Source organism: Kitasatospora sp. GAS204B (assembly GCF_029892155.1).
GTDB lineage: Bacteria > Actinomycetota > Actinomycetes > Streptomycetales > Streptomycetaceae > Kitasatospora.
The window spans coordinates 1-21,078 of the sequence record NZ_JARZAG010000038.1; the positions used below are offsets into that span (position 1 = coordinate 1).

General features: G+C 66.5%; 17 protein-coding genes and 3 pseudogenes. 8 read left to right on the plus strand and 12 right to left on the minus strand.

The window, feature by feature from the left end; translation table 11 throughout:
• A pseudogene (locus tag P3T41_RS33430) lies at nt 1-284 on the plus strand (hypothetical protein); the annotation flags it as partial.
• Nucleotides 285-380: 96 nt separating this feature from the next.
• Here the strand turns inward: P3T41_RS33430 and P3T41_RS33435 are convergent.
• Nucleotides 381-700 (minus strand): annotated as a pseudogene (locus tag P3T41_RS33435) (ISAzo13 family transposase); the annotation flags it as partial.
• A 447-nt stretch (nt 701-1,147) separates the two neighbouring features.
• The gene (locus tag P3T41_RS33440) at nt 1,148-1,636 is read right to left on the minus strand and encodes a hypothetical protein (RefSeq protein ID WP_280694376.1); all 489 of its coding nucleotides are present in this window, start codon (nt 1,634-1,636) and stop codon (nt 1,148-1,150) included.
• A 1,471-nt stretch (nt 1,637-3,107) separates the two neighbouring features.
• On the opposite strand from P3T41_RS33440, the gene P3T41_RS33445 reads away from it, so the two are divergent.
• On the plus strand, nt 3,108-3,338 hold the full coding sequence (locus P3T41_RS33445) for a transposase domain-containing protein (protein ID WP_280694377.1): 231 nt from the start codon (nt 3,108-3,110) through the stop codon (nt 3,336-3,338).
• Nucleotides 3,339-3,374: 36 nt separating this feature from the next.
• The gene (locus tag P3T41_RS33450; RefSeq protein WP_280694378.1) at nt 3,375-4,319 is read left to right on the plus strand and encodes an IS4 family transposase; all 945 of its coding nucleotides are present in this window, start codon (nt 3,375-3,377) and stop codon (nt 4,317-4,319) included.
• A gap of 640 nt (nt 4,320-4,959) precedes the next feature.
• Here the strand turns inward: P3T41_RS33450 and P3T41_RS33455 are convergent.
• The 3 genes and pseudogenes from P3T41_RS33455 to P3T41_RS33465 all read right to left on the minus strand — a co-directional run.
• Complete coding sequence (locus tag P3T41_RS33455) at nt 4,960-6,453, minus strand: hypothetical protein (protein WP_280694379.1); 1,494 nt, start codon at nt 6,451-6,453, stop codon at nt 4,960-4,962.
• 329 nt (nt 6,454-6,782) lie between these two features.
• Nucleotides 6,783-7,022, minus strand: coding sequence for a transposase (locus P3T41_RS33460; RefSeq protein ID WP_280694411.1), 240 nt, complete (start codon nt 7,020-7,022; stop codon nt 6,783-6,785).
• Between the two features lie 680 nt (nt 7,023-7,702).
• Nucleotides 7,703-7,960: pseudogene (locus P3T41_RS33465) on the minus strand (helix-turn-helix domain-containing protein); the annotation flags it as partial.
• Between the two features lie 681 nt (nt 7,961-8,641).
• On the opposite strand from P3T41_RS33465, the gene P3T41_RS33470 reads away from it, so the two are divergent.
• Nucleotides 8,642-9,154 (plus strand): nucleoside 2-deoxyribosyltransferase domain-containing protein, encoded by a 513-nt coding sequence (locus P3T41_RS33470; protein ID WP_280694380.1) that lies wholly within the window; start codon nt 8,642-8,644, stop codon nt 9,152-9,154.
• A gap of 29 nt (nt 9,155-9,183) precedes the next feature.
• Here P3T41_RS33470 and P3T41_RS33475 read toward each other — a convergent pair whose 3' ends face one another.
• The 7 genes from P3T41_RS33475 to P3T41_RS33505 form a co-directional block, all read right to left on the minus strand.
• A complete protein-coding gene (locus tag P3T41_RS33475; protein WP_280694381.1) occupies nt 9,184-9,666 on the minus strand; it encodes a hypothetical protein in 483 nt (160 codons plus the stop codon).
• Between the two features lie 106 nt (nt 9,667-9,772).
• On the minus strand, nt 9,773-10,450 hold the full coding sequence (locus P3T41_RS33480) for a hypothetical protein (RefSeq protein ID WP_280694382.1): 678 nt from the start codon (nt 10,448-10,450) through the stop codon (nt 9,773-9,775).
• Nucleotides 10,451-10,538: 88 nt separating this feature from the next.
• Entirely contained in the window at nt 10,539-10,745 is a 207-nt protein-coding gene (locus P3T41_RS33485; protein WP_280694383.1) for a hypothetical protein, read from the minus strand.
• A 394-nt stretch (nt 10,746-11,139) separates the two neighbouring features.
• Complete coding sequence (locus P3T41_RS33490; RefSeq protein ID WP_280694385.1) at nt 11,140-11,775, minus strand: hypothetical protein; 636 nt, start codon at nt 11,773-11,775, stop codon at nt 11,140-11,142.
• 805 nt (nt 11,776-12,580) lie between these two features.
• On the minus strand, nt 12,581-13,408 hold the full coding sequence (locus P3T41_RS33495) for a dihydrodipicolinate synthase family protein (protein WP_280694386.1): 828 nt from the start codon (nt 13,406-13,408) through the stop codon (nt 12,581-12,583).
• Nucleotides 13,409-13,428: 20 nt separating this feature from the next.
• On the minus strand, nt 13,429-13,950 hold the full coding sequence (locus P3T41_RS33500; protein ID WP_280694387.1) for a DUF6190 family protein: 522 nt from the start codon (nt 13,948-13,950) through the stop codon (nt 13,429-13,431).
• Nucleotides 13,940-15,154 carry an aminotransferase class I/II-fold pyridoxal phosphate-dependent enzyme gene (locus tag P3T41_RS33505; protein WP_280694389.1) on the minus strand — a complete coding sequence of 405 codons (1,215 nt, stop codon included), beginning with the start codon at nt 15,152-15,154 and terminating at the stop codon, nt 13,940-13,942. The genes P3T41_RS33500 and P3T41_RS33505 overlap by 11 nt, the downstream gene beginning before the upstream one ends.
• 1,426 nt (nt 15,155-16,580) lie before the next feature.
• Here P3T41_RS33505 and P3T41_RS33510 point away from each other — a divergent pair.
• The 4 genes from P3T41_RS33510 (at nt 16,581) to P3T41_RS33525 (ending at nt 20,794) form a co-directional block, all read left to right on the plus strand.
• On the plus strand, nt 16,581-17,315 hold the full coding sequence (locus tag P3T41_RS33510) for a DUF6444 domain-containing protein (RefSeq protein ID WP_280694390.1): 735 nt from the start codon (nt 16,581-16,583) through the stop codon (nt 17,313-17,315).
• Entirely contained in the window at nt 17,246-17,584 is a 339-nt protein-coding gene (locus P3T41_RS33515; protein ID WP_280694391.1) for a hypothetical protein, read from the plus strand. Before P3T41_RS33510 ends, P3T41_RS33515 begins: the two co-directional genes overlap by 70 nt.
• Nucleotides 17,585-17,811: 227 nt before the next feature.
• On the plus strand, nt 17,812-19,029 hold the full coding sequence (locus P3T41_RS33520) for a hypothetical protein (RefSeq protein WP_280694392.1): 1,218 nt from the start codon (nt 17,812-17,814) through the stop codon (nt 19,027-19,029).
• A 1,279-nt stretch (nt 19,030-20,308) separates the two neighbouring features.
• Nucleotides 20,309-20,794: a transposase gene (locus P3T41_RS33525; RefSeq protein ID WP_280694393.1), complete on the plus strand. Its 486-nt coding sequence runs from the start codon at nt 20,309-20,311 to the stop codon at nt 20,792-20,794.
• Nucleotides 20,795-21,078 lie beyond the last annotated feature (284 nt).

The following is a 21,078-nucleotide window of genomic DNA, read 5'->3' on the forward strand; positions in this document are numbered from 1 at the left end:
GGACGTCGTGCTTTCGGGTGATCGATGCGTCGAGGCAGGGGGCGCGGCTCACCGCGGTGGTCGGCGAGCGGGTGCTGCGGGTGGGCCTTCGCGGCCGGACCGGCGACTGCCCGGTCACCGCACTCGTCGACCGGCTGCAGGCCGTGAGCGCCGACTTCCGCCGGAGCTGGGCCGAGCACGAGGTGGCGCTGCGGCGCGTCGAGCGCAAGATCCTGCCGCGTCCACGGGTCGGCGGCCTGCTGATGGACGGCGAGAGCCTGGTCACGCCCGACCAGGGCCAGTAGCTGCTGGTGCTCGCCGCGGCGGGCACCGAGGCTTGCGAGCGGCGGAGCTGCTGCGGGTCATCGGCATCGGGCAACGGCCCGACCGCGCTCGGCCGTCAGCAGTGCGGCGACCGTGTCCGGGCCGACCCGGTGGCCCTGACGAGTCGGCTCGGCCGTCAGGTTCCGGGTGGACTTCACCGTCCAGCGCAAGGGCGACTGCGGATCCCCACGCTGATCCGGCTCGACCAGCGCCAGCAGCGCCGTCACCAGGCCCGGATCGCTCTCACGCAGCGGCTTGCGCCCGCCGCCCGGACCCGGTCGGCGGGCTCCTGGTCCGCGTCCAGCTCCCGAGCGCCACGGTGGACTGCGCCACCCCCTGCCAGGCGGGCGACCCGGCGCACATCCCCATAGCCGAGCATCCGAGCCGCCGGCCCCAATGTCAGGCGCGGCTGCCGCTCATCCAACTGTGGCAGCAGTCGGGCGAGCACCTCCCCGAGCGCCGCCGCACTCTCATCCGTCACACCGTGATCCTGGACCCCAACCACCCCATCAGAGCAAGGAGTTATTAATCGTCAACTCCCTGACCGCCTCCGAGTCGAACGGCAGACTCAGCCGAGCCACCACCGCCCCGAGATCAGAACCGATCCCGTCACGAACGATACCTCCTATTTGTGATCACTCTCGATGGTCTCCGACCAGAACGGTGCCGCGTGCCTAATGATCAGTGGCCGTGAACAACATGGATGCTGAGGTAGTCCTGTTCCCGGACCTGGACGACCTGGCGACAGCGAACAGTGAGATCGGCGGGATACCGTGACCGTCGTTGCCTACGCGGGTGCGCCCGAGGTGCTCTGCCCGGCCTGCGGCGGCCGATTACGTCGGGACTACCGACCCTCAGGCGTTTGCTGATGGCCGCTCAGCTCGTGCCCCGCCTCCCGGCCCCGGCCGTCGACCGGCGGCGACCTGCGGCCACCACCAGGCCAGCCCTGGGCGGCACAGCCGGACAGGGCACGCACAGCCCCGCCACCGCCCACCTGCCCTACGAGCCTCAGTCCGTCGGCGCGGCCCGCCGCCTGGTGCGCGGCGCACTGCGCGAGTGGCAGCTGCCCGACCTGGTCGAGGCCGGCGAACTTCTCGCCAGTGAGCTGGCTGGCAACGCGGTCAAGACCGGTTGCGGGTGGCGTATGACGGTCGCGATCGAGCACCTCACCGACCGGTGTGTGCGCATCAGCGTCCGTGACGGCTACCGGAGCTTGCCGTGCCTGATCGAGGTGGGCTCCGGTGCCGAGCCGGGCCGAGGCCTGGCCCTGGTCCACCAGCTCACCGGCGGGCACTGGGGTGCCACCGCGCAGGCGTTCGGCAAGACTGTCCACGCGGAGTGCGCCCTGCTGTGTGGTGAGGGGCCGGGAGGAGTAGAGGGCCGGCGCTATCGCGATCGCTCCCGGCGCTCCGAAGCTTCTGGACCGCTACGGCGTCGGCCCGGACACCGTTGGCTAACGCATCGGGGCTGCAGTTTCTCTACGTACCTATTTGAGCATGGCTCCCGTCGAACAGATTCATAATTTCAGATAAAGTAAACCCCATCTTTCACGTCGGCTGGAATGGAGGTGGCCTGCAATGCCAGATGCCAGAGACAGGTATCTTAGGCCCGGCAATCCCGAAAGGGATAATTACCACCCAGACGTAGTGCCCAACTCCGACGAAATGAATGCAACAGGCGGACCCCTGAATTCGGCACGATTCCGGGCAAGGCAAGCGGATGCGTGGGCCCAGAACGACCCAGCGAAGGCAGCTTTTCACTACGAGGCCGTTGGGAGAATCAAGAAAGCAGAAGCGCCTAAGAGCACCATGGACTCCCTCAAGAACACCCTCGGACGCCTATCAATGACGAGCGCGCGGGAGCAGGAAAAAAACGTCGGCGGACGGTCTAGAGATGCAAGGAAGGCGCATGAGCACAATAGAACCCCTTCGCCTACAAATCGGAACCCATCGCAAAAATAGCGGCTGACGATGCTCCGATGACTATCTGGCGCTACTGATTCCCAAATAAGCTGACCGTCCCGTGGCTGCCGCGTCAGACGAGATGGCAGGGTTCTTTCCCTGGCGTGACATATCTTCGAAGAGAGGCGCGACATGTCGACCGGCTTCCCCTCCTCTGGCAGCAGTGGACCACCGGACCCTCAGCTAGACAGCCTGCGAGAAGCTGCCGGTAAACTCGATTCTAATATCGTCAAGCAGAAGCTCACTGGGGAGGTGCATGAATTCAGCGAAGCCGATATGAAGGAACTAAAGAGTCTCGACGCGCGAGCAAAGGGTGGAATTGGGCACGGCTATGCGCATGTTGGCGAGGAGGCTCACGAGGAGGCTTACAGAGAGGCTCTGTACGGAAACGCGATCAAAGGGGCGCGAAAGATTTTCGAAAGGGTAGGGGCCACAAATCCAGAGACTACGGAGAAGGAAATTTATCGCCTTCTTGACTCTAGCGCTCGCGATGGCTTTGCGCCCATTGAGCCCTCAAGGAATGGGCCGGGCATTGGACCGGCGGGTACGGCAGTGACTAAGGCCGCGTCATGGCACACCGAAGCCAAGGGTGAAGGTGTCAGCAAGTGGGACCGCCTCACCTCCGCGTTGGGCCGCCTAGGCAAGTCCGTCGGGTTGGGTGTCACGGACTCGCCGAAAGGGGCTCATGGTCCTACCAGTACAAAAGAGAGAGCGGCAGCAAATAATGCGGCAACACAGGAGCGGGCGAATAAAAATGGAGGGCGTCATATTAAGGGGCCCTAGCCTCAATGCCAGTGACTTAAGGATCGTTGCTGGTAGGTTGCCTGTCCAGGAGGTGCCTGGATGCCACGCTCTGGGCAGGTCAAGCCGTCGACGGACGAGCGATTGTCGGACCGGATAGCGATCGGTCTGCTGACGCACGCGTTCCCGCCAGAGCTGGTGGACCGGATCGTGGAGGAGTGCGGCCGGACCGGGCGGCGCCAGCGGCTGCTGCCGCCACGGGGGTGGTCTATTTCGTGCTGGCGATGTGCCTGTTCTCCGGGCAGGGGTAGGAGGAGGTCGCGCGGCCGCTGACCGAGGGGCTGGCAGGGCGAGGCACTGGTCGGGGTCGTGGCAGGTTCCACCATCGCGGCGATCTCCCGGGCCCGGGTCAAGCTCGGGCCCGAGGTCCTCAAGGCGTTGTTCGAGCAGGCGGCCGGCCCTGTGGCGACCGGGGCTACCGCTGGTGCATGGTATGGGCGTTGGCGTTCAATGGTCATTGACGGGACGACGTTCGATGTGCCGGACAGTGAGGAGAACGACGCGCGGTTGGGCCGTCCCAAGACCCACCGCGGTGAGTGGTCGGCGTTCTCGCGGGTGAGGGTGGTGGCGTTGGCGGAGTGCGGCACCCACGCGATCACTCACGCGACCCTGGGCCCGTTCAGCACCGCCGAGTCCGTGCTCGCGCGGGAGCTGTTCGACGTTCTGGGGCCTGAAGATCTGCTGATGGCCGAGCGTGGCTTCGCCGGCCTGGAGCGGTGGCGGGCCGCTGCGGCGAGCGGAGCGGACCTTCTGTGGCGTATCAAGTCCACTGCGGTCCTGCCCGTGTGGCGCGAGCCTCCTGGCGGCTCCTACCTGTCCGACATCGCCGCCGCCGGGGACCGCAAGCGCGCGGACGCGGTCGTCGCGCGGGTCATCGAGTACACCCTGGACGACCCCGGCCGCCCGCAGTACACCACCCGCTACCGGCTGATCACCACCATCCTCGACCACGAGTCCGCGCCCGCGATGGAGTTGGCGGCCCGCTACAACGAGCGGTGGGAGATCGAGACCGTGCTGGACGAGCTGAAGACCCACCAGCGCGGCCCCGCTCAGGTTCTGCGCTCCCGCTCGCCCGAAGGTGTCGAGCAGGAGGTCTGGGGCCACTTGCTCGTCCACCACGCGATCCGCTCGCTCATGCACACCGCCGCGCCCAGGACATCGGCGAGAACCCTGACCGGCTCTCCTTCACCCGCACCCTGCGCCTCGCGCGACGCCACGTCACCGCGCGGGTGGCCTTTTCCCCTGACCGCCTGACCGCAGCCCTCGCCGGTGGGCAGGAGGTGGCCCGCCACCTCCTGCCCACCCGGCGCAGACGCTCCAACGCCCGCGTCGTCAAACGGGCCACAGCCCACCTGAGACCCGATCGAAGCAGGTCACCATTGCGCCGCACCACAAGACCGCCTCGATCAACCCACCCGTCACGGTCAGGCAATCCTGGGACTACTAAGTCACTGTATTGAGGCTGACGCTGAACTGACGACCCTATGCGCAGTCGCTGGCCGCACGAGGCGGGGAATCCTCGAAAGGCGGTCGCAATCGCAGGCCGCACCGGCACATACTGGCGCGCATGTCACGGATGCTGGAGGATCTGTCCACGAGAGCGGGACAACGGGGTGGGCCGTGGGGTTGGGAGCTCTTGCGCGGGTGCGAGCTGGACGCCGCGATATGGAGGTGGACTGAGGTTCTGGTCCGCCGTGGTGGCCCAACGCTCGCCGCTTTGCGCCCATTCGACCCAGCCGAAGTAGAGCCGAATTCCCTGAGCGCACGTTACGGTAAGGCGCTCAGGCGTTGCATGTATGGGCAAACCAGCGAGACGCTCACCACGCACGGACAGCTGACGAATCGAGGTCAACGGTTCCTTCGAAGTCGATCGGCCCGCCCCGCAGCGTTGCGGTCACAGTCTCGGTGAGTGTGCCGGAGAATCCTTCGTGGAAGAAGGGTGCTGCCACACGGCACTGCGCGAGGACTCGCCCTGCTGTGTGAGATCGCCCCTTGCCGTGCCGATCCGTGCGGCGCGCTCTCGTAGCAGCGCGGCACGCTCCGTCGTTGACAACGCCCCCAAGCTGGCTGCTTCCTGGATCGCGGCTGTGAGCTGGGGGGCCATTTTCTCTCGCGCAGGTTTTGCGGTCTCGTAGCGCGATTGGGCGCCTATCTCCCTGAGCCGGTCGACGACGTTCTGCACGGTTGACTTGTTCCGTGATCTCGATCTGACTGCCTCGGCATGCCCGGCCACAATCTCTGGGCTGGGCGCCAATGCGTCGCTCCGGTCGGGCCTCCAGACGACTGGTTCCGCGCCCGCCGCTCCGATTTCGACGCGAGGCATCCCCATGTGGTGCAGGAACTTCGTCTCGACCGTGTGGGCGTAGTTCTCCGTCGGAATGTCTGCCACGTATCCCGCGAAACTATTTTCAAAATTAACCACCCTGGCCAGGCGTGCGGATTGGAGGTAGCCACTGTAGGAGTTCACAAAAGCGACCTCGGCGTCTCGGTGCTCCTGCGTCCCGGGTATCTTCCCGTCCAACTCGACAGAGGCCTTCACGGCATTTTTGAACTCCTTACCCACGATTTCCTTCTGTTCCTTGCTCATCCCCGCAAGTCTCGGCTTTTCATGCCTCCCTGGTCGGTGCAGGTCATCCAGTGGATTTTCATTGAAGGAGTCGATCTGTTTCTTGATCTTCGCCAGTTCCGAGCCGCTGTTCCCCTTTCTGCCGTAGTTACGCAATATGGGATCTTCTGCGTAGAGTTTCTTTGCCGTGCGATCGTGTGGCGAGGGAAACGTGTCCGGGAGTTTCGCGAAAACCTTCTTCCCGCGCCCGAATCCGGTTTCGTAGTACCTCTTTCCCAGTATCAGGTCCTGAGGAGTGGTCAGTCCAGCCTCTACCCGCCCTCTCGCCGCCGTGACCATGTCAGCATGGGGCAGCCTATTGCGCGAGTAGCCCATTTGCTCCCGAATTTTCTGATCACCCTCCCTCGGATGGGTATGGATAAGGTACTCCATCGACTTCATGTCGAACTCGTAGTGTGCCAACTCGTGGACCACCGTTGCTGCACCCTCGAGCGCTGCGGTGGCATAGTTCCCACCGGGAGCTCCCAGGACAGACATTTCATTCTTCACTGCGCTAAAAGACCCTAAGTCCATTCCAATCGAATTCACCGCTTCGGGATCAGAGAACCGCAGAGGCGGGCCCGGGTATCCATCGAGCTGCAGCTTTCTAATGCATTCCTCGTGAACATCTGTGATCAGCTTGCTGTAGTTATCCGCGGAGAGTACCAGTGAACTCTTTTCAGTGGTTCCCGGCTGTGTAACTCCCGGTTGCTCTTGTGAATAATAAGCCACGCGCTGGGTGGTGAAATTTGCGAGTGCCTTGAGGAAATCTTCATCGTCCATGGATCCCATCATGGCCTCCCGGTCGCGGTGAAATGGCCCCTCTCGTAGGATAGCAATCGAACATCCTCGTATCCCCTTATGATCGTAGCGTCATACGTAGTAGCAACGACCCCTGGGAGCTGTTGGTCAATTGCACGCGGCCAGAGCATGCGGGGCTGGCCCTTCAGCCTCGATCCTTCAGTGTCCGGTCGGTGGTGACCGTCTTGGCTGGGTGCCCGGTTTGTCCTGGGTGCCGGTGAGGTAGGCCGTCGCGTGACGCTGTGGGTGCGCCGGGTTCCACGGGCCCGGGTCTGCTTTTCTTTCTGGTTCGTCGGGGTGGTGACCGGCTGTCAGGGTGCGGCCGGGAGCTTGGTGGGGCGTTGCCAGGCCAGGGTGAAGGCTTCGGCCCAGGGCCAGGTGCGGTCGATGCGGAGCCAGCGGCGGCGGGTATGGCGGTTGAGGTGGGCCGGGACGCTGTAGAGGCGGTGGCGTATGGTGTCCGGCTCGGCGCCGGCGAGGTCTTCTTGGTCGTGCAGGGCGAGGAGGCGGACCCAGCAGTCCAGGTCGTGGCCGAGGTTCGCGGTGAGCATCCAGGCCGCGTTGACCTGCCACTTCTTGCTGGAAGGTTCCGCAGCCCCGTCGCCTTGCCGACCCGGAGGCGGGCCTCGACCATGGCGTGCGAGCGGGCGAGCGCGTCGAGGAACTGGGGCTGGTGGGAGCCGGCGATGTCCCACATGTGCCCGATGTTCGTGGCGACGATCGAGTACTTGAAGCCGGTGCGGGCCTCGTAGGTGGTGAGCTTCTTCGCGTGCCGCCCCGACGGTTTGACCCGGCGGACCAGCAGTCGCATCCCCGCCGGCCAACCCGTGCGAGTGTTCAGGCCGGTCAGCTCCGCGATCCCGTAGCCCTCCTGGATCTCGCCATCTTGGCGTAGGGCAGCCTCCCACATCCGCTCGGGGAGTTTGGCGATCGCCGTCTCATCCTGGTCGGTGATGGTCGAGCCAACCAGGTAGCGCACCGTGCGCCGGGCGGTGTTCAACGCCTCGATGTTCTTGATGAGCTCGTGGGTGGCCCCGGCCGTCGACCCGCACCAGGATCTTGGGGAGATCTGCTCTGGTGACCAGTCTTCGGCGAGCCTGGCAGTCACGAAGTCCCGAAGCTGTGTGTTCGTGGCGAGCAGGCACGGCTGCCGGCGTCGGGCGCGGTCCCAGGTGCGGTCCTCGGCGTCCACAGCGCGGTAGCGGGCGGGGCCCTTGTCACGGGCGATCTCCCGGCTGACGGTCGAGACGGCTCGACCCAGGCAGCGGGCGATCTCGCGCATCGAGTCGCCTCGGGCCAGACCTCGCGAGATCGACTCCCGTTCGGCAAGCGTCAGTTGGCCGTCCCTGCGCTGCCGGACCGGTGGAATGTAGCCGCCGTTGGACTTGATGATCGTGAAGATCGAGCCCGGCGGCCGGCCCAGCGCCCGCGAGATCTCGCGAATCGACTCACCGGCCTTCCAGCGGTCCCACAACTCGCGCTTCTGCATGTCCGATATGCCCGGATGGTGTCCCGCCTGGTGGTGTAGCCGATCTTGCTTGAGATCTTCACGACCGCCCAGCCGCCGGCGAGTCGAGTCGTGTTCTGCGACCGAAGCTCGCAGGCTGATGTACCGTCAGCCTTCCGTATGCTCCGCGGAAGCCGGATTCCGGTCCTGAACTGCGCTTCTACCGGCTTGATCGGCTACACCACGCCAAGGGACGCGACTCGAGGCAGGCGAGGGGGTGAGTCGCGATGGCTGGAGGAGACGCGGCCGTGCCCCCAGTCCGGGCCCGCGACAGCGGGTGCGCCGAGGCGGTAAGAAGGGCGACAGCGGGTCGGAACTGGCGAAGATCAAGGAACAGATCGATTCCTTCAATAAAAATCCACGCAGTCACGGGGCGTCCCTTGGGGGCGGCGGAGCGTGAGGCGGCGGCTGAGGGCCGCCGGTCTGTTCGAACAGGGTGTGCGGCAGGCGGAGGTGGCGCGTCTGTCGAAACAGCTCCCGCGCGAGCACGGACCCCGCGGTGGTGAACGGGCCCAGGGTCGCGTGAGTGATCGCGTGGGTGCCGCACTGCGCCAGCGCCACCACCCTCACCTGCGGGAACGCCGACCGCTCACCGCGGTGGGTCTTGGGACGGCCCAACCGCGAACAGGCGTTGCCCCGGCCGCCGCCGAGCAGGCTCCAGCCATGACGACACTTCACCTGACGAGCCGGTACTTCGAGGCCCCGCACGAGTACCGCCCGACCGCCGGCGACCCGACCGCCGTCTTCCTCGGCGGTGGGATCACCGGCTGCCCGAACTGGCAGGAGGCCGCGGCTCGCCGGCTGCTCAGGGCCGGCTTGGTGGTGCTGAACCCCCGCCGCGCAGTCGGCTTCGCTATCGACGACCCGACCGGCGCCCCGGCCCAGATCGCGTGGGAGCACCGCCACCTGCACCTGCCTGGCGTGCTCACGCTGCTGTGGTTCGCCGTCGAGAGCGTGCAACCGATCGCGCTGCTGGAGCTGGGCGCCGCCCTGGGTGAAGGCCGGGCACTGGTCGTCGGCGCGCACCCGGGCTACCCGCGGCGCCTGGACGTCCAGCACCAGGTGCAGCTGGCCCGGCCGGGCACACTGGTGTACGCCGCACTGGACGACGTCCTCGACCGTGTGGTGGAGCTGACGGGTGGGCAGGGCGCCCAGGCGGACCCCGCACGGAAGTAGCCCGGGGTCGAGGAACATTCGAGGTTTGCTCAGGAACCCTCATCCGTCCGGTGGTCCATCCGTTCGCCCAGCTCCACCCCGCGCGCGATGATTGCTGCGGTGAAGGAGTCGACCGGAGCCGGGCCCGTCTCCTCTGGTCGGTAGCGACCCGGGAACGACGGGTCGATGGCTGGTGCCCAGTAGCCCACGTCATGGCGGTTCGCGTACTCGATCAGGGCATCGCACAGGTAGTACTCGGCGCGAGCCCGACGATCTGCGGAGGTGCCGGGGGCGACGACCGCCCCGAACGACAGGTCAGCGAACACAACGCCCGCGTCGTCCCGATCAGCGGCCCGTAGAGCCTCCAACCGCACGTCAGAGGCCGCGCAGTCGAGGGCGAATGCGTCGGCGGGCACCGCACCCATCTCTCCTTCGTAACCTCCGTACATGATTCGCTGGAGTCGAATCCCGGGGTACTCGGCCAGAGTCCACCGGCTGTGCTCGCTGATCTCTTCCCACGGCCTCAGCGTCATGGGTGATCCCTTCGTGTCTGCGTCTTGTCGGGCGCAGGCGCCGAAGGGCGCAGGGCTCGCCGTGGGCGTCGGCGCCGAGCGGCAGCGCGTCACTGCGATCCGATGGTCAGGCTGCCCGCGGCTTGTCCTCCACGGGGTAGAGCTCGACCACGGCGTGGTCACCGAGGAGGAGAGCCGCACTGTCGCAGCTGGTCTTCGTCTGCGCGTCGCGCATACCCAGACCTGCGACGGCGAGCGCTTCATCAACACCCTTGAGCTGTTCGCGGCGGATGGCTGGGGCCTCGCCCTCCCAGGTGGCAGTGAGTTCCAGGGTCCGCCTGCTGCGGGCGGGGCCAGGGTGGATGTGCAGCGGTACCTCCCTGCCGAACCACGGCGCCAGGGCGGTGACCGCCTGGTCGAGCAGGCGCTCCCCGGCCAGGATGTCCAGGGCGATGGGACGGCTGTACACGTTGCCGGCGCGCTCTGCGACCTCATTCGCGCTGGCGCCCGCGCGGTTGTCCAAGAGCATCGCCTTCTCCAACCGTCGCTTGGCCTGCGTCACGGCCATCGCGGCGGGTGTGGTGTGGTCTGGTCCCGATGGCGTGGGCAGCGGCCAGCCGGTGCGCGCGCAGAGGTCATGCAGGTCCCCGGGACGCCCCTGCCATTCCGTCACAGCGGCCACGTGGCCGGCGACATCGTGCACTTCGATCCAGTCCAGTCCCGCGGCGCGCAGCCGCCCGACCAGCGTGTCCAGTGCCCGCAGTGAGCGCCGGGTGAAGGCGATCTCCAGGATCTCGTCAGCCATCGTCGTCCCTTTCGTGTTGGGGTGAACCCGCACACACGACCCTACTGATCAAAATCTTTACCAGTCAAGTTTTTTACCACTAACGAGTTCAGGTGCTGAACTCCCGACGGAGGCGGTCCAGCTTCTCCAGGACCGCCTCCGGAGACGACGAGCCGGCCCGCTCGGCGGCCGCGGTCGCCAGCGACACCGCCACGATCCGGTCGAGGCCGCCCAGGTTGCTGAGCAGCTCGAAGTGGCCGTCGGCGAAGGCCCGCAGCGCAGCCGCCACGTCTGCGGGCATCTCGATGCGCCCCATCGGGGTGGGGTGGCGTGGGCGTGGAGGTGGAATCCGGCGCCGAGTGCTGCCCCGCGCGGCCGGTGGCCAGGGGATGGGGTCCCCGGCCGAAGGCTGGGGGAGGGTGGGCTGATCGTGTTCGCGCTCTGGTTCCGGCGGGCTGCGCGGGGCAGGGGTGGGCGGCCCGTGTGGGCGCGTGCCTCCAGACGCTGGCCGAGGCCTGGTGGGGGGTGAAGCCCCTGGGGCTGGTCGGGGAGGGTGCGCGGCCTCGCCTGGGCGTCGCGCATGGTGTGTGGTGCCGGGTGGGTCCAGTCGTGGACCGGTCCACCCGGTGGCTCTGGGGTGCGGGGGTGGTCACCGCACGGGCGAGTGTCTCTACGACTGGGCGCCCGCCCGCGTGCCCGTTGCGTCACTGTCAGCGCTCGCCGTCCTCCGGTCGCCAGCTGCGCCCGGACCACAGCGGTTCGATCTGTTCCCAAGCCGGCTCCCAGGCTTGCTCTGCCTGCTGTGTAAGGGTGTGACGATGCACGACGTAGGTCGTCCAGACAACCGTCCCGGTGGCGAGGAAGACGCCCAGCCCACACAGTCCCGCGGCTACCGCCAGCTGGCTGTCCAGCGGCGGTGGCGCGGCGGGATTGCCGCTGTCGTCGACCCAGAGTGGGACGCTGCTGCCCGGCGCCGTCTTGGCGGCCACCGAGACCGTCCCGCTCCGATGCTCTGCCTGCGGATAGTCCCAGGACGCACGCGCCGAGGCGGTGTCGAGCCCTAAGCCGTTACTCGCCACCGCCAGCGTGATCGCGGTCACCTGATGGCGGTGCGCGGCGATCTGGTGGTTCTGTGCCCGCATGCTGCTCAGCAATGCCAGCGCGAGCAGCGTGGCGAGGGGCGCGGCTAGCGCCAGGGCCAGCGCGGCTGCGACCAGCAGCTGGCTGCGGGCCCGGTCGACCGGGCGACAGAGCGGATTAGGGTCCTGCCCGAGGGCGCGCCGCAGCTGGCGCACCAGGCACGTGCGGACCGCGGTGTGCCGGTGCGAGGCGGATATGGCGAACATGGCGGGCCTCCTCGTTGCCGCAGGGTCTTTCAGGGCATGACTGCCAGTTGTCGCTGCGCGATCTGCTGACCCGCAGGGCCGACGAGCCCAGGCATGGGCCCGCGACCCGGTCGGGCGAAGCCGAGCGTGTCAAGGGACCAGGCCCCGGCGGCCCAGCGGCGCGAAGGCCGCCCCGATACCGGCCACCTTGGTGGCCGCGAGCACCCCGGGGGATCCCCACGCGATGCTGGCGTTGGGCCGGCGCCTCGCTGGGCGCGTCGTGGTGGAACGGGCCCAGGTAGCCCAGCGGCGCCACCTCGGGCCAGTCGAGCGCCACGAAGGTCACCGCGCGTCCCACCGTGGCGAGCCCGATCACCGCGGCGGCCACCGGGGGCCGGCGACGCCCGACCGCCCAGACCACCAGCGCCGGCCCCCTTGTCCTCCACGCGAAGCCGTGGCCCAGCGGGCCGGCCGCGAACACCCCGCTCAGCAGCACCATCCGAGGCAACCGCGGTGGCAGGGCCACACCAACCGCCACCGTCAGCCTCGCCGCAGCATGGAGCAGTACCGAGGCGAGCGCGAGTATGGCCCTGCGCCGAGCCAGCAGCAGGTTGCGCGCGAGCGGACGAACCATCAGCAGCTCGGTGGCGCCCCACTCCACGTCGGCGGCGAACGCGACAGCGGCCGGCGAGCCGATCGCGGTGAGCTTCCCTACGATCCGAAGCCGATGGACCAGCCCGGCCCCCAGCGATGCGCGATGGCTGGCGATCGTCACCGCGCCGATCCAGCCGCTGAACACCTTGAAAACACCCGGCCAGTTGCCTGCTCACGCGGCCCTACCACCCTCGGCTGCCGCTGGGCCGGCCTGCGCGAGGTCGGCGACGGTCAGGTCGCAACTCAGCACGCCGCGTCGCATCAGCTCACTCTTGAGCGGCCGGTACCAGTCTTCCCGATCCAGCTCGTAGCGCTCGCAGTAGGCGGCCAGCTCCGCGGCCCTGGCTGGTGCCGGGTTCCTGAACAGCTCGGCGCAGAAGGCGGGTTCGACGTTGGCCAGCGCCACTGCCTTGCCATCCGGGGAGCCGGCCTCCAGCAGCAGCCGCTCCCTGCCCTGGTACACCGGTACGCCCGGATCAGCGGCGATCAGCCGCTTGATCGCCTGAGGGCAGCCGCTGGATTCCTTGACCGCCGCCACACCCGGCAGCCGGCAGATCCGCAGCAGGGTCGCCAACTCGGTGGCGTTGCCGCTGTGCACGCTCTCGTTGTACACGATCACCGCAAGGCCCGACTGGGCCGCGATCGCGGCGTAGTGCTGGTAGATCTCCTCCTGGCTGACCTGCGGCCCGTAGGGGCTGGTGGCTACCACCGCGGCCGCTCCCAGCCTCCTGGCCTCGATGGCCCGTTCGACGACCTGATCGGTGGTGGGCCGCTGAACGCCTGCCAGCACAAGGCGTCCGGCCGCATGCTGGATGGTCGTGGCCAGCATCGTGCGCCACTGATCATCCGTCAGGGCCCAGCCCTCGCCGGTGCTCAGCGTCACCAGCAGCGCGGTCACATGATCGCGCACCGAGCGCACCAGGCGCTCCACGTCCTGCTCAGCCACCTGCGCGCTGGAGGTCAACGGCGTTACCAGGGCCACCGTCACTCCTTGGAACATATTCACCTCCTGCCGGCCGCTCACAGCTCGGCGGTCGCGATCCGCAGCGCAAGCGATCGCTGGTAGAGCTCCTCCAGCGGTTGCGGGAAGGCCAGTTCGGGGCCCGGGTCGGGTGCTGCCACCGGCAGGTCCGGCTGCCTCGAGCGTCCGGTCAGGCGCGCGCTGACCGAGCGCAGCAGGCCGCCGCGGTGGATCACCATGCCCAGCAATAACCGTTCGTGGGTGGCGAGGCGGGGATACCTGGCGGCCTCAGGGGCACTGCGCAGATCGTCCTGCTCATAGCCGAGCCGGACGATCGCCATGACGGTGTGCAGGTAGTCCATGAACGGGTAGTAGGCGTCCTGCACCTCGCGCGGGAACTGCCAGACCAGGTCGTCGCAGCGGCCCACCTGCTCCAAGCTCATCATCACCCGCCCGCCGAGCCGGGTGGCGAAGAAGGTCCTGCACACCGCCCGGGTGTACTCATCGGTGCTGTTCATGCCCATGAAGAGCGTCGCGTCGACGTACTCCACCCCTTGGCCGGTCTTGATGTCAAAAGGCATGACGGTTCAGCACCTTCCGGATGATAGCCACCGCGTCGGCGAACATCTGCGGGTCACGGGCCAGCGCGAAGCGCACGTACGCGTCGCCCTTGCTCGGCTCGCTCCAGTAGAAGTACCGCCCCGGCAAAACGTAGACGCCCCGCGCGTAGAGCAGGCGCTGGACGTCCAACGCCTTCACGAGCGGGTGGTTGATCCTCGCCCAGGCCACGCTGACCTTGGCCACCGGCTCCTGGCACTCCAAGACGGTGCCATCCAAGGCCTCCCGGATCAGATCCCGGTTGCCGTCCAACACATCGCGGACGCTGGCGAGCTGCTCCTCGGCGGCGTCCCGCAGGTAGCGCGTCAGCACGTTCAACGTGAACGGCGAGACGTTGAGCAGCACACTGGTGTGCAGGTTATGGACAGCCTCACGAATGTCGTCGCTGGTGGTGATCATCGCGCACTTGGCGTCCTGGACCGGCCAGGTCTTCCCCGTGTCCTCGATCGCCAGATAGGTCACCCCCGAGTTCTCCAGCAACTCGTAGACATCGAAGCGGGTGACCGCAGAGTCGAACAGCGTGAACGAGGCGAAGCAGAAGTCGAGGACCAGCACCTTCTGCTGGTCCTTGCAGAAGCGGACCACCTCCTCGAAGCCGCGCCGACCGTGCCTCAGCAGGGTGAAGCCGGTGGGGTTGTTGGGGTCGACCAGGAAGAGCGCATCGGTGCGCACCCGCCGCTCGAGCTCCTGGTAGATCCGATCCGCAGCGTGCAGCGCCGACTCGTCGATCGGGTAGGCGGCCACGTCGAGGTTGGCGAGCACGTCGTACAGGTTGTCGAAGCACGGCTCGATCAGCGTGACGGCCATGTGGCGCTGCTTGAGGAACATGCCGACCACCATCGTGGAGATCGAGGCGGCGTAGGAGAGCATGGTCTTGTTGCGGGCCAGCGCGGTGGGCTGGCGCTGCAGGCGGAAGAAGGCCTCGGTGAAGCGCTGCTCGGAGGTGGCCTGCAGCCCACGCTCGGCCTCATACCACAGCTTGGGCAAGTCCGCGATGATGCCGCGCTGGCGATCCGACTGCCTCTGGTGGGTATGCGCGTCGGCAAGATTGTACCGGGTACGCAGCGCCTCGATCTCATGCTGCGTCAGATCAGGCAGCGCCGTGGCCGCGCTGGCGGCCTCGGTGACGGGCGGGTGGGAGCGGGGCTGGCTCTGAAGCGGGTTCATCACGGTCTCCAAGCCACCCGCGGGCGGGTGGACTACCAGATCTTGCATACGCCAGCCAATGCTCCTCTCACAGGAGATCCGGCGACATGGCGCGGAAAGTGGATCGAAGCGCCTAAGCCGAGGGATACACTGCCAGGCATCAGAGCGGGCCACATCGGGCGGAATGCTTCTGGGGCTACTTAGCCTCGATCTCGCACGACTGCCGTTGGCTTGGCCGGTAGGCCGTTTCTGCTTGGGCCGGGCCGGGTTTTCTGTCTGTCTCCACCAATCGGGCAGCGGCCCAGCGGGATTGGGAGATACCGCGCCACCCACGGGGGTTCGATCTTGGCGTAGCAATGGTCGACGACCGCATCGATAGTCCTCTCCCTGAGGCCCCTGACCTCGCGGATCTTGTCCGTGACGCCGATGAACAAGAGGCCGCCGTCGGTGCTGGCCAGTGCTGCCACACCGCAGGCGACCGAGTCGGCCAGCTGCTTCCTGTATTCGACGGTGGGAGCCGCGGGGCCGACTTGCCGCACCGCAGTGCGCACCCGGTCGGTAGTGAACTCTGAGGGAGCTGCGTCGAGCAGAGACGGTGCTGAACCACGCCTCGCGTCTTCCTTTGCCACCTCTGGCTTTGGATTGGCCGAGCCCCACGCTGGCGGTAGCCTCTGGCCGCTCTCGGGCAGTTGAGGGACTGTCGGGTCATGCTGGGTGTCGGCCGCGGTTGAGGGGGCTGAAGCCCTGGCTCTCGACCACATCCCATTGAACCTAGGTGTCCACATCACTGGGCAGTCGGGAAGATGTGGCCCGCGCGGCGTCTGTCGCGCGGAGCTTCTCCTCCCCAAACGCCGTGCGTGGCCTGCAGGCGGCGGCCCGCCTCACGGCACTCACGACGAACGGGGCAGAGCCTGCACCACGCCGCGGCCACCCGTTGGCCAGCGAGATCGTCAGTGAACCACAACTCCGGGTCCATGGCACGGCAGGGTATCCGAGCCTGCGCGTGATCCCGGATCCGCTGATACAGCTCCTCAACCGATCGTCTGATCTCTTTGGCCATCACGCTGCAACGATCCACTTCTCAGCCACGGCGATACGCTCCGCTCGCTCACCTGCACAAGGTGGCGGAGGCCATCAACTGTGTCCGAGTATGCCGCAGCGCCGCTGTCCGCGGACGCCCGGCCGATCCGGGCAGGGGGACCCGAAACTCCTGGCGTCGCACACCAATTGCCCAGCGCGGCAACCTCGATGCGCGTTACGTGCTCGGTATCCGAGTGGGACGACCACCTGGGGCCAACCCACTTATCAATATTTTTGAACGAGTTGCGCCAACCCGCTGGTTCCATCACGCCAGCTGTAGTTCGCGGTAAGCGCCGAGTCTCCGCTGGTCAGCGATCTGCCGAGGGCACTCCCGGCCATGGGGACCGCCACCGCGATCATGACCTTGGTGACGAAGAATCAGAGCGCGGCGGCGGTGGAGGCCACCGTAGCGCAGGCGGTGTGGCGGGACTTCTTCGGGGCGTTCATGGGGTTTGCGGCGAACTGCGTCCCACGCCGCGAGTCCCGGCAGACCTTGTGGGAGGTGACCGAGGCGGTCCTGATGGGACTGGAGTGCATCGCGCTGATCGGGCTGCTGCGTGAGCAGAATTCGGCGCTGGTCGAGCGGTGTGCCCAGTTGGAGGAACAAAACGCGAGGCTGACCGCGCGGGTGGCGGAACTGCAGCGCCGGCTGATCCGCGACAGCGGCAACTCCTCCAAGCCTTGCTCCTCGGACGTCTTCGGACGCCCGACGGAGAATCCGAAGCCGAAGGTCGCTGCCCTGCTCGCCCCCTACGACCTGGCCGGTGTCGTCACCGCCGACGCCCCGCACATCCAACGCGCCCACGCCCGCCACCTGGTCCAGGACAAGCAGGCGCACCACGTCCTCACCGTCAAGAAGAACCAGCCAAGCCTGTACGAGCAGCTCCGTCTCCAGCCCTGGGGCCGGGCGAGCGCGAAGTTCTACCACCGCACCACGGGCCACGGCCGGCTGCAGACCCGGGTCGTTGAGGTCCTTCACCTTCACGAACCTGGGCATCGACTTCCCCCCACGCCGTCCAGGCCGCACGGATCGTGCGGCACCGCACCGACACCCGCACAGGCAAACGCACCCGCGAAACGGTCTACGCCATCACGGACCTGACCAGCTGCGACGCTGCTCCCGAGCGGCTCGCCCCAATCGCCCGATCCCAGCAGACGGTCGAGAACCGACCCCACTCCCTGCGCGACACCACCTCCGCCGAGGACGCCTCCAAGATCCGCACCGGCCACGGCCCCGCCAACGCGGCCACCCTCCACGACCTGACGATCAACCTGCTCCGCGCGGCCGAACACACCAACATCGCCGCCGCCATCGGTGACGTCTCCTACCAACCCTTCCCCCGACCCCTGGACCTCCTGAACATCCCATGACCTGCACCACAACATGATCACCACGACTTTGAATCAGCCCGCCTCCCCCCGATCACGAGGGACGAGAGGGGCGAACCACCGAGCCCGTCAGCGACTCAACCGCCCCGACAAATCGAGGCCAACGGAACATCAGCACAAAATTAAGCACGTTCCCCGATCTATCAACTGCTTTCTCCGGACGATTATCTGAACTCCGGGGTTCTAATGGCCAGCCCAAGGAGAGAGAAATGGCAGACGCCCATGAGACTGCATCGGGAATGATCACAGAAAAGAATGCCCTAGAAGTCCGGAAGGCCATCGACACTCTCATCAGTGTCCGCAAGGAGCTCAAGCAAGATAATTACCAAGGCGACCAGTCCGGCTTTCGGAATCGTGGCGGAAAGGAGAATGCGGCACTCCAGAGCGCACTCATGGAAAATGGATGGCAGGGAAATCCTGGCCAAAATTGGTCGTACAAGGAAATATGCAAAGAGGGAGATAAGTTTTTAGCGGACCGCGGTTTCTCTCACCTGAAAACCGCGGGAGGGATGCAAAAGGACCTGACCCAAAGGTCGAACCAGCCGGCGGAAAACGCCCGTATCGTATTGCCAAATGAGAATTCCCTCAAAAATCATGTTGCCCTAGCTGAGATCGAGGCAGGTTTCAAACTCCTCGACAAGGAGGCGGCGGGACTGGGCGGGAACCGATCCCAGTCGACATCGAACGCAAAGGATGAGGAGCTCCAGGGGAAGGCTAAGTCAATTCTTCAGGGCATGGGATATGGGCAGTCAGGGTCCATGGACCGCTCCAAACTTCGGGGTGTCATGAAAGATGTACTGACAGACTTCCAAGTCGACCACCCGGCGTACAAGGGAAGAATTGACAGGATTCTCCAGGGGCATACCGCTAGAGAGATGCTTGCGAACCTGAAAGAGCCCACCGTAGGGCTGACCGCTGGCTCCCAGGACGCCGCGGAGAGGCTTGCGAACCTGAAGACCATACCCAAAACCTCAGGGCTGACCGGCGGCATCATGGACGCGGCCGCACGTACGGGCGGCGCGACGGGCGACGACAGGAATCTCCTCAAGCTCGTTTATACCCACTTTGCATCAATCGAAATGAACCCTGGAGGTGGAGGACTGCTGAAAGCGAACGTCGCAAATCAACACCTTGGGACACTGGCGGAAAAAAATCTAATAACCGCAGGAAAATACACCCCAAAGGCGCTTGAAAATAAGGACGTTAGGGCAAATCTATTGGATGATATAAGCCGCCAGCTCAAGCCGCCAACGAATACCAGAAGCACCCTTCAGAAAATAGAGACAGGCATTCGCAATCTGGCGATACGTGGCCACCGTGGCATCAGCGCCCCGAGTGCCCACAAAACGTCTACCCAGAGGGCCACACCTCATCAGTCTGGACCACTGGACCCTATGCAGAAGAGAACGTCACCTCATATAAAATAGCTTGATCTTATTCAATTTGGTTCTCGTCGCGGATGTAGCCACGGCCGTTTCAAGAGCCACGCGGTAGTCCGAGGACGCTGTAAGGGGCGGTCCATGGAGCGGCAGCCGACCGCATCACCACATGCGCCCGGCTCCGGCCAGCCCAGGACCTGACCGACCCGACCGAAGCGTCCAAGTTCACCCTGCGCCGCCTGGCCCGCCGATACCAGGACCTGGACCGCGAAATCACCGAATACAACGCCGAGTTGATCGCACTCGCGACCAAAGCCGCCCCGGAGATGCTGGCTGTGAACGGAGTCGGCCCCGAAACGGCCGCCCGCCTCCTGGCCGCGTCGGCGACAACCCCGAACGCCTGCGCTCCGAGGCCGCCTTCGCCCATCTGTGCGCAGCCGCCCCACTCCCCGCCTCCTCCAGCCGGCGGGACCGGCGCCGGCTCAACCGCGGCGGCAACGGTCCGCCAACGCCGCCCTCCAACCCATCGCCGTCGTCCGGATGCGCCAGGATCCGCGAACACGCGAGTACATCGCGCGCCGCACCGCTCAAGGGCTGCAGAAGAAGGACATCATCCGCTGCCTCAAGCGGTACATCGCCCGCGAGGTATACAGGGCGCTGACCTGCAAGAACACCACGTAGTTCCGCACGTCGCGGGTCACTGCGCAGTGCTGCGGGGCGACGCCGACGGACTTGGTCCCTTTCTCTGCACCTGGGTGTCGTCCAGCACCAGCGACGCGGCCTGATCGCCCAGGTGCTCGGCCACGTACGCCTGCGGCTCGTCCAGCAGCGCATCCGCCGAGCACGACAGCGCGTTCAGGAACTTCTAGATCCGCGAAGGCGTGACATGGCCCGCCCGTGCGGCCATCGTCCACGCGTTCTTCCGGCGTAGGTCCGACAGCAAGCCCTCGACCAGGTCCGCGAACACCTCCCGCGGCTGCGGCCGCGGAACAGATGGTCGAGCCCACCCAGCAGAACAGCCAACTCCTCGGCCCACCCGCCGAGATGCTCCTCCGTCACATCCACCAGCATGACCGCTCAACGACAGAACCGATCAGCAGTCACATGATCTGCCGCTGTAGTACCAGTTCCCGGGCGACAACGGTGACGTTCCGATGCGGCGAGGGGAGTGTCATGAATTCGGTGGACGCCCTGATCAAGGGAGTCACTGAGGAGCTCGCTGACGGATCACCAGATCGGGTCGGTTCCTGGCGGAGCGGTTTCGCCGGAGGTGGGATCGGCCGATGCCTTGGACATGGGGCCGAGGAAGAACACTGGCGGGTCGGATGTGGTGGCGTCGGTTGCCGAGCTGGCGGCCGAGCAGGCCAGGGGAGGCGGGATGCAGTTGCTGGGTGAGGGCGGGCTGCTGCAGCAGCTGACCTGGCACCTGCTCCAGGAGGCCTTGGAAGCCGAGGTGGATGAGCACCTGGCCGGCGCCGAGCCGGGTCGCAGTGCGCGCAAGGGCGGCAACGCACGCAACGGCTACCGGGCCAAGACGGTGATGACCGAGGCTGGGCCGGTCACGCTGGAGGTCCCGCGGGACCGGGCCGGGACCTTCGAGCCGAAGGTTGTGCCAAGGAATTCGCGTCGCACCGAGGGCCTGGACACCCTGGTCATCTCGCTGACCGCGAAGGGCTTGACCGCGGGTGAGATCGTCGCTCACCTGGCCGAGGTCTACAGCATGGCGACCAGCAAGGAGACCGTCTCGACGATCAGCGACCGGGTCCTGGAAGGCATGGCCAACTGGCGCACCCGTCAGCTGGATGCGGTTTGAGTTCTACCGGTGGTTGCGGACGCTGCCGGAAGCAGAGCGTGGCGCGGGGCGTACCGGCGTTGGTGGATGTCATTGGGGGCTGGTGGTTCCTGGGCCGTTGCGGTCCGTGCTGCGGGGAGCGAGCGCACCCCTGCTCGTTGGTGTGGCGGCACTGGCCGGCTGTGTGGGGGAGCTCTGGCCGGCGGGCGCGGGTGGTGAGCGTGCGGGTCGGGTTCCTGCCGGTCTGCGGCTGAGGGTGTGTGCTTTCCGCTGGGGCCGGGGTGGAGCGTGTCGGGCCGGCGGTC